This window comes from Planctellipticum variicoloris, from assembly GCF_030622045.1.
GTDB classification, from domain to species: Bacteria; Planctomycetota; Planctomycetia; order Planctomycetales; family Planctomycetaceae; genus Planctellipticum; species Planctellipticum variicoloris.
Window position 1 is genome coordinate 5,899,743 of record NZ_CP130886.1, and the last position, 12,889, is coordinate 5,912,631.

The 12,889-nt window shown below is 63.3% G+C and carries 11 protein-coding genes; 4 read left to right on the forward strand and 7 right to left on the reverse strand.

Going from position 1 to position 12,889, the window contains the following annotated elements; translation table 11 throughout:
- Positions 1–19: 19 nt before the first annotated feature.
- Together SH412_RS22955 and SH412_RS22960 are read left to right on the forward strand one after the other, a co-directional pair.
- Positions 20–847: a hypothetical protein gene (locus SH412_RS22955; RefSeq protein WP_336520363.1), complete on the forward strand. Its 828-nt coding sequence runs from the start codon at positions 20–22 to the stop codon at positions 845–847.
- Between the two features lie 13 nt (positions 848–860).
- Positions 861–1,376, forward strand: a complete 516-nt coding sequence (locus SH412_RS22960; protein WP_336520364.1) for a hypothetical protein — start codon at positions 861–863, stop codon at positions 1,374–1,376.
- A gap of 89 nt (positions 1,377–1,465) precedes the next feature.
- Here SH412_RS22960 and SH412_RS22965 read toward each other — a convergent pair whose 3' ends face one another.
- Entirely contained in the window at positions 1,466–3,346 is a 1,881-nt protein-coding gene (locus SH412_RS22965; RefSeq protein ID WP_336520365.1) for a hypothetical protein, read from the reverse strand.
- Positions 3,347–3,767: 421 nt separating this feature from the next.
- Between SH412_RS22965 and SH412_RS22970 the strand changes: the two genes are divergently transcribed.
- Positions 3,768–5,153, forward strand: a complete 1,386-nt coding sequence (locus SH412_RS22970; RefSeq protein ID WP_336520366.1) for a right-handed parallel beta-helix repeat-containing protein — start codon at positions 3,768–3,770, stop codon at positions 5,151–5,153.
- A gap of 280 nt (positions 5,154–5,433) precedes the next feature.
- Here the strand turns inward: SH412_RS22970 and bfr are convergent, their stop codons facing one another.
- The 3 genes from bfr to SH412_RS22985 form a co-directional block, all read right to left on the reverse strand.
- On the reverse strand, positions 5,434–5,922 hold the full coding sequence (bfr, locus tag SH412_RS22975) for a bacterioferritin (RefSeq protein WP_336520367.1): 489 nt from the start codon (positions 5,920–5,922) through the stop codon (positions 5,434–5,436).
- A 300-nt stretch (positions 5,923–6,222) separates the two neighbouring features.
- Entirely contained in the window at positions 6,223–7,215 is a 993-nt protein-coding gene (locus tag SH412_RS22980; RefSeq protein ID WP_336520368.1) for a malate dehydrogenase, read from the reverse strand.
- Between the two features lie 253 nt (positions 7,216–7,468).
- On the reverse strand, positions 7,469–8,038 hold the full coding sequence (locus tag SH412_RS22985) for an SMI1/KNR4 family protein (protein ID WP_336520369.1): 570 nt from the start codon (positions 8,036–8,038) through the stop codon (positions 7,469–7,471).
- 223 nt (positions 8,039–8,261) lie between these two features.
- Between SH412_RS22985 and SH412_RS22990 the strand changes: the two genes are divergently transcribed.
- Positions 8,262–8,666 (forward strand): hypothetical protein, encoded by a 405-nt coding sequence (locus SH412_RS22990; protein ID WP_336520370.1) that lies wholly within the window; start codon positions 8,262–8,264, stop codon positions 8,664–8,666.
- Positions 8,667–8,898: 232 nt separating this feature from the next.
- Here SH412_RS22990 and SH412_RS22995 read toward each other — a convergent pair whose 3' ends face one another.
- The 3 genes from SH412_RS22995 to SH412_RS23005 form a co-directional block, all read right to left on the reverse strand.
- Positions 8,899–10,032 (reverse strand): serine hydrolase domain-containing protein, encoded by a 1,134-nt coding sequence (locus SH412_RS22995; protein ID WP_336520371.1) that lies wholly within the window; start codon positions 10,030–10,032, stop codon positions 8,899–8,901.
- Positions 10,033–10,200: 168 nt separating this feature from the next.
- A complete protein-coding gene (locus SH412_RS23000; RefSeq protein WP_336520372.1) occupies positions 10,201–11,526 on the reverse strand; it encodes an isochorismatase family protein in 1,326 nt (441 codons plus the stop codon).
- Positions 11,527–11,754: 228 nt separating this feature from the next.
- Positions 11,755–12,690, reverse strand: coding sequence for an amidohydrolase family protein (locus SH412_RS23005; protein ID WP_336520373.1), 936 nt, complete (start codon positions 12,688–12,690; stop codon positions 11,755–11,757).
- Between the last annotated feature and the right edge of the window lie 199 nt (positions 12,691–12,889).

Below are 12,889 nucleotides of genomic sequence, written 5' to 3' on the forward strand. Positions count from 1 at the left end.
GCACAAGCGGGAGTCCGCCATGGGCAGGAAACGCTCAAAGTCCGCCACCGTCGTGCTGCCGGAACCGGGAACCGTCTTCCTCATGCCCCTCGGCGACGGACGGTTCGGCGCTTGCCGGGTCCTGCGCGAAAATGCCGGGGAAGAGCGAAAACGGCACGGCGAGCCCGCGGTCCTGGTCGCCGGCTCGGCGTGGATCGGGACCTCGCCGCCGGACCTCGCCGACCCGCGCTTGCGGGAGATTCTGCATCTGACGCACCACAAGTGGCAGAACGCCCCCAACGCGAACTGGGTGTCGGTCCCGCCGCCGGACGACTTTCGGGCGATCGGCTTCGTCGAACCGGACGAGGCCGATCGGATCTACGAGTGCTGGTCGTCGGGCGGCTGGTCGTTTGCGTTTCAGACGGAGTTGCAGTGGCGCTGGGATCACGACCGGGAGAGCGTCGTGCGCGAAGACGCCGAGCGGGCCGCCGAGCAGCAGCGCCAGCGGGCCGAAGCCGAATTCCAACGGAAGGCCGCCCGGGCGGCGTTTACGCTGGCTCAACTCCGCGACAAGCGACGGTTCAGCGACTGGAAAGAATTCGTCCCGGCGAAGGCGATTTCCGGCTGCCGGTTGATCTTCCGCGAGACAATTGACGTTCTCCTGGAACTGGGAGCGAAACCGCCGGAGGAGAAGGTGTTGCCGGTGCTGCAGGCATGCGTCGAGCGGCTGAACGAGCTGGACGTCCGGCACGAGCATTTCATCGAAACGACGATCCGCGAGGAGTTGTGCGAGGAATTCGATGAGATTGCAGCGGCTTGCGGGCTGATCGATCGGAAGGATCTGGCGGATGAGTGGCGGGAGTGGTGAGTCAGAGCTTTCGATGAAGTGGATTCTGGTCGCGGTCCTGGTGCCCGCGCTGTTCGCGGTTCTGGTGATCGGGAACCGGATCCGGATCATGCAGACGCCGGAATTTCAGATTGATACCCACAAGCGCCAGATGCTGCTGATGCATCACTTTGCGTATGCCGATCCGAAAGTTGGTCCCAAAGGTCTGATTTACCACAGCCCCAACAAGAGCCTTGAGAAGTACGAGTTCCATCGGCAGCGACTTCGGGAACTGGGAGCAGTCTGCTATCGAGAGTACGCCTTCCAGCACATTTTGACCTCAACAATCGAATGCCGGCATTTGAACAAGCTGCTGTTCTCGCCCACTTGCCCCAACTACCTCGACTGGTCGTACAGCCAATGGTCTGCCACGAATCCCGCAGATTCGCAACCGCTGATATTAAAAGTCTGGTGTTACGCAGAGGATGAAGCCGCCTGGGACAAACTGGTTGCGGAGCGGGATGTGGCGGACTATCGAGAACGCTTTATGTCCAACAATCCCGTTCGCTAAGACCGCGAGGTCGACACGGACCATGCCGATTTGCTTGCTGCTTGGCCCGGACGCCCCGACGGGCATCCGGGCTAACGCAGCCAACCGTCTCAGTTCACGCTGACTCCAAACGCTCCCAGCAGCACCAGAACTCCCACGCCGCCGATCGTCCACAGCGCCGTCTCCGGGATCAGCGTCGACGCCTTGCGCGTCATCCGGATCGCGTCCTCTTCGATCTCGACGATCGTCACCCCCTGGTAGAGCGGCTGGATCACCAGCTCGGCCGGGGGGATGTCCGCCGACGTCACCGGCGACTGCCAGGGAATTCCGAACTGCAGCGCCATCTCCGAACCGAACGCTCCGATATCGACCAGCCACGGCGCCAGGCTCACCAGGAACCGGACCGTCCCCCGCGGGTCATCGAGCGTGATCGCGTCGAACTTTTCCGGGATGTTCTTCCGGGTTTCCTCGGCGAGCTGGTCCAGTTTGAAGCGGGGGAGCTTCCCCTGCTGCCGGAGGACGAAGGCTTCCACCACCTGCGGACGATCGGCCCAGATCAGCCAGCCGTCGGTGACAGCGAGCGTCGGGGAGGACATCGAGTTTTTCGCGCGGAGCGTGATCAGCTCCACGCCGTGCTTCGTCTTGCGGGTTACGGTGACGAACGGCCCGATCTTGGAATCGCGGACCTCCTTCAGCAGGCTGTCGATGCCGGCCTTCAGTTTCGGAGCGTCCTTGACAGAGATCGCGATCGTCTGCTGACCCCACGGAATCGCGACCTGGGCATTGTCGCCGTAGACGCACATGACATCGCCGAGCGGATCAATCACCGACTGCCAGATGCCTCCGTCGATCTGCGGGATGAATTCTTCGACCTGCGACCAGGCGTCGGCGTCGGCCTCCTTGGCGATCGACTCGACCTGGCCCCAGAGCGTCTTGCCGAAGTCGGTGATTTTCTGCGGACTCAGCGAAGAGGCCTGCAGAGCCGAGAGCTGCGCCGGCAGCGGGGGAAGGTCCTTGAGCGTCAACTCGCGGTCGCCGTACAGGTTGAACAGCCCCGTGCGGGGGCTTTTCGTCAGCACGGTCGTCAGGCCGACGGCGGACCGTCCGGCGTAGCCGCTGCGGTGCCCGACCGCCTGGAACGATTCGAGACCGATGAGTTTGACGATCCAGTTCGCGGTAATCGGAATCGGCGTTTCCGGAATCGGCAGCTTGTGTTTGCCGAAGCGATCCAGAACCGGTGCGACATTCAGCCAGATCCGACCGGCTTCGGAAAACCCCTGGGGAGATGTTCCCCACGCCTTCGTCCACAGCTCAACGGCGGCGAGCGACTTGGTCTGGCTTTCGAGGCGTGCTTCGAGGCGCGTCACGGCGTCCGGCCCCAGCAGCAGGACGAGGTCGTCCCCTTCAGCCCACCAGGCGGCTACTAGAGGCTGTTCGGGGCTCCTGACGGTCTGCAGCGTGCGGTCGCCGAGCTTCTTCTCGGTGATTTCCGCGTTACCTTCGGCCGCCTTGGTGAGCAGCTTCGTGATGTCTCCCACGGAATCGCCGGCGTCGCGGATCACCAGTATTACGGTTGGAATGAAACCGTCTTCCTCTTGCGGAAGCGTCACGCCGATCGCGGCCCCGTGGTGGTAGAGATGATTCAGCCAGCCGAGCGGATCCCAGGTCACGTCGGCATCGTTGAAGGCTTCGAGCATCTGGGCGGCGTCGCCGTCGGAAGTTGCCAGCGCCATACCGGTCTGCCACGGAATGCTCCGCCAGAGGTTCTCCAGGGCGGGCGCCAGCCCCGTATCATGGACGGCCGCGTATTCCGCCGTCTGCTTGTACGCCTCGGCGTAACTGTCGCTGCCGTTGCAGGACCAGACGAAGACCGTGTCGCTGGGGAACAGCTTTTCGATGGCTGCGGGGTCGGCGGCGACGGCCGACGGGAACACGGGCAACCACGCGAAGGCGGCCAGCAAGCCGACAAGACCCAGGCGCCGGGCGGACATCCTCGTCACAGTTCTTCCTCCTGAAGCGATTCGGAAACACGCCGAGCGAACCAGCCGGTCGGCACTGTCCGGAAGTGTAGCGGAAGAGAGTGGACGGTGGGTAGTGGATGGTGGGTAGGAGGAAGTGGCGAGCCGTAGGGCAGGCTCCCGCCTGCCGATATGTGCTCCCATCGTAGCCTCACGTCTCACAGCACAATCCGACGCCCAACAGCAACGACTCTATGAACGGACTGGGTCGTCGCAGACTCCGACGCCAGCCACCCCATTCTCGCTTGTCACTCGGCTCCCAGCACTCGGCCTTCCTTTCGACATTCCGCCTTCGACATTCGACATTTCTTCACCTCCGGGTGTCGTGTAGAGTGCTGGAGACGGCTTTCGCCGGGACATCGATTCGGAACGTCTTGCAGACTGAGGACCAGGCATGAGCAATGTGCGGAGCTTCGGGGCGGCGGGGGATGGGATGGCGGACGATACCGCCGCTTTCGAGCACGCTCTGCGCGACGGCGACGGGCTGCTGGAGATTCCCCGCGGCGACTACCGGATCACGCGCACGATCGTCGTCGACCTGGCGAAGACCGGACGGATTGCGATCTCCGGGACAGGCGGGACGGCGAAGATTCTTCACTTCGGCGCCGGCCCGGCCTTCGAGCTGCGCGGGACGCACACGACGTCCGCCGATCCGCTGGGCTTCAGGCCGGAGGAGTGGCAGCGGGAGCGGATGCCGACCGTCAGCGGGATCGAGATCGAAGGGAAGCATCCCGAGGCGGACGGGATTAAGATCATCGGCGTGATGCAGCCGACGCTGACGGGGGTGCTCATTCGCAAGGTGCGGAACGCGGTGCATATCACCGAGCGGGCCCGGAACGTCCTGATCAGCCATTGCCACATCTATCACAACACGGGCATCGGCGTGTTTCTCGACAAGCTCAATCTCCACCAGACGATCATCGTGGGGAGCCACATCAGCTACAACCGGCTGGGGGGGATCCGGGTCGAGAACAGCGAGATTCGCAACTTCCAGATCACCGGCAACGATATCGAATACAACAACAATCGCGCCTTTAAAGTCCCCGATGCCGACGACATCCCGACCGCGGAGATCTACATCGACTGCGGCGAAACAGGAACCGTCCGCGAGGGGACGATTTCCAGCAATACGATCCAGGCCACCTACAGCCCCAACGGGGCCAATATCCGGATCATCGGGACCGCCACCGAGCACAGCCAGAAGGCGGGGATGTGGTGCATCACGGGGAACCTGATCGGCAGCCAGGCGATCAACGTCCATCTGACGTCGGTGCGGGGGATCACGTTCGACGGGAACTACGTCTACAGCGGACACGACCGCAATCTTAAGATCGAAGACTCGAAGAATATCGTCATCGGCGGCAACTGCTTCGGCCACAACCCGGACTACAAGGAGCTGGAGATCTGTACGGGGATCAGCCTGGAGCGCTGCGAAAACGTGACCATGACCGGACTGCAGATCCAGGACGCGCAAGCGGGCGAGCATACGGTCAAGAACGCCGTGCCGATTGTGCGGCAGGGGCTGGTGGAGATCATCAAGTGTCTGCGGGTGAACCTGACCGGCGTGCAGATCCTGGAGGGGACGCCGTACGGGCTGTACGTGGAGGACTCGGCCGACGTGCTGGTGACCGGCTGTACTTTGCTGGATACCCGGCCTGAGCCGAAGACGAAGGCGGCGATTCACTGGAAGGGGGGCGGCGAGGGGAGCGCCATCGCCAACTGCCGGATCAACCGGCCGGTGGAGGCGCCGGCGGTGGTGAAGCAGGTGGGAACGGTGTGAGGGGGATTCGGACGAAGGTCTTCCCCGGCCCTCTCCCCGCGCAGACGTCGGGAGAGGGCCGGTTGAAAACCGGGTTTCGCGAAGGCGCTCCGGGGCCGCCGGCCATTCGATTTCAGGTCGCTCTGGATTCGCCGAGGCCCATCGGTGCCAGTCGATGCGTTCGGGGGCCTTGCGGGAAGGGGCGGACTCTTTTGAGATCCGCTGACGCGACGGCAGGAGCTGGGGGGCTTCCCAAAGTCGCCGCCCCAGCCACCCGCCATATTTCGATCTTTACGAGCGACTAATCACCGGCGACTTCTTCGTTGCCCATCTGCGTCGACAGGTACAGCTCCAGTCCGATCCGCTGGATCAGGTCGAGCTGGGTTTCCAGCCAGTCGACATGCTCTTCCGACTCGACCAGAATCTGCTCGAGGAGGTCCCGGCTACCCGCATCCTTTTCGTCGACGCACAGCGCCACGGCTTCGCGGTACGTCAGCACCCCGCGCGTCTCCAGCGCCAGGTCGTTTTCGAACTGCTCTTTCACATCCGCCCCGACCTTGATCACGTCGTAGCGGGCAATTTCCGGCACTCCTTCCAGGAACAGGATGCGGTCGATCAGCTTCTCGGCGTGCTTCATCTCGCCGATCGATTCGACGTAATGCTTGGCGCCCAGTTTGTTCAGGCCCCAATTCTTGCACATCTTGGCCTGACAGAAGTACTGATTGATCGCCGTCAGTTCGATCGTGAGACCGGCGTTCAAAGCGTCAATGACGCGCTGGCTCCCCTGCATGGGAATTCCTTTCAGTTGGGTGAGCGGGGTGTTCCGTGGTCGGATTCTAGGCCCCGCCCCGCCGCATTGTCCACGCAGTCGAATCAGCGCAAGTGGATTTTGCATCGATTGATACGGCGTGTCGCCACAGTCCGCGGCGACTGCCGGACTCAGTCTCAATCCTCCGGGGAGTTTTCCGTTGGAGTTTCGTTTCCAGGCTCCGGCCGGGGGAATCGGGCGAGCCGGAAAATCGCAGGAGCCCGCGGCCAGCATTCGCTCGCCACGGGCTCCTGTCTTATCCGACTCTCAACTCTCAGCTCCCTACGGCAGCAGATCCTTCACGGTGTCCCGCTCCTGCAGCAGTTCATCGACCGTCTTCTGAATCACGCTGCGACTGAACTCGTCGATCTGGAAACCGGGCAGCGTCTTCCAGTTTGTTCCGTCGCTCGACAGCGGCAGGCCGCAGACGATTCCCGCGGGAATGTCATACTGCGAGCCGTCCGTGAAGACAGCCGCGCTGACGCACGTCCCCGCGGGCGTCGGTCGGATGATCCCCTTCACCGTGTCCAGCGCCGCGTTCGCCGCCGAAGCCGCGCTCGAAGCCCCGCGGGCCTTGATCACCGCGGCCCCGCGCTGCTGCACGGTGCTGATGAAGTCCCCCTTCAGCCAGGCGTGATCGGTAATGACGTCCGTCGCCGGCTTGCCGTCGATCTTCGCGTTGGCGAAGTCCGGGAACTGCGTCGCCGAGTGGTTACCCCAGATGGCGACGTTGCTGACCGCGGCGATCGGCCGCCCGGCCTTGATGGCGAGCTGCGCCACCGCGCGGTTCTGATCCAGCCGGGTCATGGCGAACCAGCGATCCTTCGGCACTTCCGGCGCGTTGGACATGGCAATCAGGCAGTTCGTGTTGCAGGGGTTCCCCACCACGACCACCCGCACATCCTTGGCGGCCGACGCCTGAATGGCCTTGCCGGTGCTGGTGAAAATCGGTCCGTTGATGCGGATCAAGTCGGCCCGTTCCATCCCCGCTTTGCGCGGGACGCTGCCGACCAGCAGCACCCAGTTGCAGCCTGCAAAAGCCGCTTCCAGGTTGTCGCTGCTGTGCTTCTCGACGCCGACCAGCGTCGGAAACGCGCAGTCGTCGAGCTCCATGTGAATGCCGTCCAGGGCGCCCAGCGCCTGCGGCAGCTCCACCAGGTGCAGCACCACCGGCTGATTCGGACCGAAGACGTCCCCCGAGGCCAGGCGGAAGAGGGCGGCGTAACCGATCTGGCCGGCGGCGCCGGTCACAGCAACATGAATCGGGGCAGTCATGAGTTCCAACGCTCCTGCGGACAGACAAGACGGAAGCCAAACGGGTGAACGGGCACCTCTCCGGAGCGTATCGGTTGCCGCCGCGGCCGGCAACTGAGCGGGGGGAGCCGATCCGGTTGCGACCTGATGGGACAAAGGCGGGTAGCCGCGTGGAGTGGGTCGCGCTCGCTTGGTCGCGGGAGAAGGTGCGGCAGCCTTAACGGTCAATCTCAGCAGCGGCGGGGAGCCGAGCGGGCTACGATGTACGAATAGCTTACATGGCCCCGCCGTCTGCTGCAGGGCCCGGTTCGGCGTCTTCATTGAAGGCCGAGTCGTCCTCCAAACCGCGGATGAACGCCTCGAAGTTCTCGGCTACGACCACGATCTTGTAGTCCCACTCCTGGTCGATATGGACCACCTGCGGCTCACCGGTCGGGCCGCACTCCCGGTAATCCAGGCACACCATGTCGTGCCCAGCCGACGGGCAGTCGGCGAAGTACACGCCGATGGGCGGGTATCCCCACTCCTCGACCCAGAACTGGCTCCCGAACCTGCCGAGCAGTGAGCACGACTTCTCGCCGCCGATGGAATACAGGCCAGTGATGGCGATGTGGTCGTGGGACCACGAAGTCCGGTCTTTAGTCCGGTGGTTCGTCTGGCGGGGGATGCCGCCGTTTTGAAACCGCATGAACTCCACATATGACGCGGGCAGTTTGTACCCAAGTTCTCGCTCGACGGCGGCGACGGCATTGTCGGTCAGTAACGGGCCAACGTACTTCTTGATCGCATACTCGGACGGCTCCCAGAATCCAGCCACATCAAAGTCCGCAAAGACCTTCGTCATCCCGTCGCCTCCTCCGCCGCATGACCCAAGTCATGTGTCGCTGCCAAAATCAAAACACTATTGGCTTGTTAACGGAAATTGCAGTGTTCGCTAACTCCGACATCTGCGCTCGAAACTCGGATATGATGCTGTACGCCTCGCGTGTGCTGCATCGGAACTCACACAACAACTCGAGTTCACGCTGCAGAGTCGGAATAGTCTCGACGGGCAAAGAATCTCCCGCGTGCGAACCGCTGTAAACGACCTTGGTGATGAGGATGGGGAAACGCTCCGCTTCTCTCTGCAACTCAGCTCTCAGCAATCCCACGAGCGAAATGTTGCCAAGGCGATGACGGAGCAAAACGCCGCCGCTGTGCTCACAAGCTCGCCGCTCGCGCCAATCGTCCCATATGAGGTCAGACTCAAGCATGCCATCATCCTGCTCTCGTCCCAAAGACCCATCCGGCTCGACACGCAAAGTAACGCCCGGCGGCGGCTGCTCACGCAACTGGCCTTTCTCGTAGCAGTCACAGAAAATAAATGCGTCGAGTCCCATGTGCGCGAAGTGCCAACGAATAGTATTCGACCGCCGAAGTACGGGAGACGATTACTGAACTTCGGCGGCGTGGCATGGAGTCGTCAATTTTGATGAGCCATACTTGACAAGGACTTACAACGGACGACCGGTCAAACGGCGATGCTACACCGCATTCCGAGCCCATGCCATATCGCAGTCGCCACAGCATTCCGAACATGCTCAGCCGCCTACCGGCGAGCCACCGTTTGGCTTTCCCGTTCCCAAGCTCCGCCCGGGAACGAGAAAACTCAGGGCCGCCTCCGCTGCAATGCCTGGTGATGCGGTCACCAGCCCGGCTCGACGATCACCTGCCGCCGCCCTCCTGAAAATGGTCGGCGATGAGGGCGAGGACGGCGTCGTTGCACGCCTTGTCATTGGCCTGGTTGCAGGCGATGACGACGGCAAAGTCTTTCCGGGGCGCGAGCCAGGCGACGGCGTACCACATGGTATTGCTGCCGGCGTGAGTGAGGGCGGGGCCGCCGGCCCAGGGTTGGTTGTCGGCGATGATCCAGCCCATAGCGTACTTCGGCTCGCCGGGGGCGGGGGTATGGAGCTTCTCAAGGGTTTCGGGTCTGACCAATTTAGTTTTGGCGGAAGGGAGGTTGGCGGCGATGAACTTGGCCCAGTCTCCGGTCGAGCAGTGGACGATGCCCGCGGGGCCGATGGCGACCGGGTTGTCGGAAGGAGGGGCCGTCGAACCGGGCTCGACGGGCGTGCCGTTGGCCTGGTGGCCGCGGGGCTGGTCGTTTTTCGCGCGCGTGCCGGGGGCGCCAAAGCCCGCCGTGGTCATGTCGAGGGGACGGAAGATCTTGTCGCGTACGAGGTCTTCCCAGGACTTGCCGGTCACCTTCTCGGCCATGTGACCGGCGATGGAGAAGCCGGCGTTGGAGTAGATGAACTTCGTGCCGGGAGGCGCTTCGGGCGGCTTGGACGTGACGCCCGTGACGAGCAGCCGGCGCGCGCTCGTGGGCGTTCCCTTGTGCTGCCAGAGTCTGCCCCACAGGGCATCCTTTTCGATCTCGCCGGGCGCCCCGCCGCGGTTCGTCAGGAGTTGTTCGAGCGTGACGGCCTGGTACTGGGGATGCATGGATTTCTTGAGCTCGGGGAAGGTCTCGCCGAGAGTCTGAGACCATTTCAGTTTGCCTTCATCGACGAGGATGCCGCAGAGCATGGCGGTCAGCGCCTTTGTGTCGGAACCGATGTGGAACCGGTCGGCGGCGGCGATCTTGTCCTCTTTGCCGCGCGTGCGGACGCCGGCAACGCCGACGGCAACGGTTTCGCCGCTCTGGACGACGGCCACGGCCATCCCCGGGACGTCGTGTTTCTGAATGATGGGCGCGAGCAGCGCGGAGACGTCCTTGGGCGGCGGGGTCTCGGCGTGGACCGTAACGGGGATCAGACAGAGCAGGCTGAGAGCGTTGACGAGAATGGATCTCATGGGCGTGGCTCCGGATTGGGATTTCATGCGCACCGAGTGGCAATCCGCACACCACACAGCATAACAGGGATTCGACCGCCGAAGCGCGGGAGAAATTGACCGAACTCCTCGTCGACCGCTTCCTTCATTCCCAGGCTCCGCCTGGGGACGAGGACGTGGTGTGGCGGTCTACCGCTGGGGTTCGAAGACGATGTCGGTGGGGGTGCCGAATTTGGCGGGGAGGGGCATGTTGGACCAGCTTGAGTCGTCGCCTTGGCGGAATTGCCAGCGTCCGCTGAGATTGAACTGGCGGTCGCCACTCTGCAGGACCGGGGCCTCTGCCAGATGGCCGCCTTCGACGCGCAGCACCAGCAGGTTGGCGTCGTCGACCGTCAGGGCCTCGGCGGGAATCTGGTACCGGACAATTTCGCCTTTCGACTCCGCCTCAAGCGAGGCACCGTTCCACCAGACTTTGACTCCGGCCGCGGGGAGGACAACGGCAAGGCCGCTGCCGGTCAGCCAACGCTGCGGCACGCGGATGGTCGCCCGGTACCAGGCCGGTCCCGAGAATTTTCGTTCGGCGGGAAGCGAGATCGGGCGCCAGTGATCGCCGTCCGTTTTCGCTTCGCTCAAGTGTATGACGTCGGCTTCCGTACGTTTGTCAGACTTCGAGCGAAACGGCTGGCCGCCCAGGATCTGGTCGCTGGTGACCGTCGGGCAGACGAAGCGTTCGACGTGGGCGATGATCAAGTCGCAGCCGGTGAAGTGGTCCACGTAGGGCCAGCGCTGCGGGTTGTACATGCAGTCGGTCATATCGCGCATCAGGACGACGTGCTTGCCGTTGCGGGCCATCTGGCGGAGGCCGAAGGGGCGCCCCAGGACGCACATGTTGGTATGGACGCCGGTGAGAATGACGTGGTCGATGCCCCGGCTCTGGAGGATGTTCCAGACTTCGTCTCCTTTGTCGCTGAGGAAGTCCCGTTCGGGGTCGATGGCGATCATGTCGGATTGGCGCTGCCAGGGCATGCCGGGGTTGCGGCCGAGCGACTTCAAACGGGCGGCCCATTGGGCGTGTTCGGCGGGGTCGTCGTCTTCGCCGCCGTCGGACTGATCAATCGGGTAGTGGGCCTGCTCCTCAGCGGGGATGCGGGAGCACCAGGCTGCGATGTCTTTGGGAAGATCGGCGGACCGGGGGGCGGCGATGGCCCGGAGGCGGGCGGGGTGATCGGTGTAGGCGGGCATGCAGTCGCTGGGGGAGTGGATGATCGTCGCGCCGCGCTTACGGGCCTCGATCAGGACTGCGTTGAGCCGGGGTCCGAATTCCTCCAGCCGGCGGACAGCGTTGCGACAGTGGTGGAGGTCCCAGACATCGCAGACGATCACGGCGGTCTTCGAGGCGGGCCAAGTTTCGTTGCGGACTTCACGAGTCCCTGGAGTTTTGCTGAAAGGATCGGCGGGGATCGAACGAAGCTGCAGGGAGAAGTCATCGGCGTGCAGCGACGTCGAAGCGAGCATGAGGGCTCCGCAGAGCAGAATCGAGGCTGGCAGGAACGGTCGCACGTCGGTGATCTCCGGCGGAATTGACGAAGGGGGACTGCCGCGAATTGTCGCCTGATGGAATACGCCCAAGGTACGGACATTTGCCGCGGTGGGGCGGTCCGGCGAGGAGTTCGTGCGACGCGGAGCATCGCATCGAAGCGTTCTCAGGGGGAGCCTGGGGTCGAGTTGACGGTTTGTCTTGAACTATCCCTTCTCCCCCACCAGTCGCAGCGCATTCTCGCGGGCGATCTTCCGGAAGACCTCCTCGGGTAGAGTGAGCTGCTGCTCGAACAACTCGAACTGCGGCACCGCCTGGCCCGGCTGCAGGTAGTCGGTCCCGAACAGGATTCGGTCCTGTCGACGGATGAGAAACTCCCGCCCGAACTTCAGGTCCCGACTGATCGCGTTCGAGCCCGACCCCGCGGAGAGATCGCAGAACAGATTGGGATAGTTCTCCATCAGTCGGTCCAGCGCCCCGCCCGGCGGGACTTTCCCCTGGGGGTAGCCGCCGAGATCGGCCTGCTTGAGTTCGCCCGCGATGGACGCCCAGAAGCCAGGGCCGTGACCGATGAAATTGAGCTTCGGGAACGTCTTGAGGGCCGCTTCCAGCCGGGGCAGCCCCGGCGAATCCTTGCCCCGGATGTTATCCATGTGGAACAGGATGGGAATCCCCGCGGCCTCGACCGCTTCGTAGACCCGCAGCATCAGCGGGTCGTCGAAGTCGAGCCCCACCTTATGCTCGCCGAAGCCCTTCGCCCCCTGGTCGACATACCGCTTGACGATGTCGTTGAGCCCCTGCTGGCCGCCGACGATGATCGCCCGCGGGTCGAGCGAGCAGAAGGGAATCAGCCGGTCGCGATGAGCTTCGGTCGCCTTGAGCGCCACTTCGGGCGTCTGCAGGTAGGTGGTGGATTCCGGCGAAACGAGCGGCAGCACGAACGCCTTCTCGATGTTGTGCTCGTCCATCCAGCTCAGCAGCTCGGGGACCGACAGCGCTTTGTTGTTGTTCGTGTAGGTTCCGATGTGGGTATGGACGTCGACATAGCGGACCTTCGCGGCGGCCTGACTGGCCCAGACCCGCGGCGCCAGGGCGGCCAGAGTCGCGGCGGAACAACACTGCAGAAACTGACGACGCTGCATCGAGATGTCTCCGGTAGGGCGAAGGCGAAGAAGTTTTACCGCGGAGGCGCGGAGGACGCGGAGAAATGCAAGAGGCGAGTCCGGAAAGTGAAAAGTGAGTCGTGATGAGTGAGTCGTGCACAATGAATGAGTCGCCGCCCGGCTGATGGATCATGTTCTCCCTCACTTTACACTTATCATTACTCAATACTCACTCTTC

Excerpts from the sequence above, each read along its gene's own strand:
- SH412_RS23000 (WP_336520372.1), bottom strand. The coding sequence starts at position 11,526 with ATGCTCGCTTCGACGTCGCTGCACGCCGATGACTTCTCCCTGCAGCTT.
- SH412_RS22965 (WP_336520365.1), bottom strand. The coding sequence starts at position 3,346 with ATGTCCGCCCGGCGCCTGGGTCTTGTCGGCTTGCTGGCCGCCTTCGCG.
- SH412_RS22960 (WP_336520364.1), top strand. The coding sequence starts at position 861 with ATGAAGTGGATTCTGGTCGCGGTCCTGGTGCCCGCGCTGTTCGCGGTT.
- SH412_RS22995 (WP_336520371.1), bottom strand. The coding sequence starts at position 10,032 with ATGAGATCCATTCTCGTCAACGCTCTCAGCCTGCTCTGTCTGATCCCC.
- SH412_RS22985 (WP_336520369.1), bottom strand. The coding sequence starts at position 8,038 with ATGACGAAGGTCTTTGCGGACTTTGATGTGGCTGGATTCTGGGAGCCG.
- SH412_RS23005 (WP_336520373.1), bottom strand. The coding sequence starts at position 12,690 with ATGCAGCGTCGTCAGTTTCTGCAGTGTTGTTCCGCCGCGACTCTGGCC.
- SH412_RS22970 (WP_336520366.1), top strand. The coding sequence starts at position 3,768 with ATGAGCAATGTGCGGAGCTTCGGGGCGGCGGGGGATGGGATGGCGGAC.
- SH412_RS22980 (WP_336520368.1), bottom strand. The coding sequence starts at position 7,215 with ATGACTGCCCCGATTCATGTTGCTGTGACCGGCGCCGCCGGCCAGATC.
- bfr (WP_336520367.1), bottom strand. The coding sequence starts at position 5,922 with ATGCAGGGGAGCCAGCGCGTCATTGACGCTTTGAACGCCGGTCTCACG.
- SH412_RS22955 (WP_336520363.1), top strand. The coding sequence starts at position 20 with ATGGGCAGGAAACGCTCAAAGTCCGCCACCGTCGTGCTGCCGGAACCG.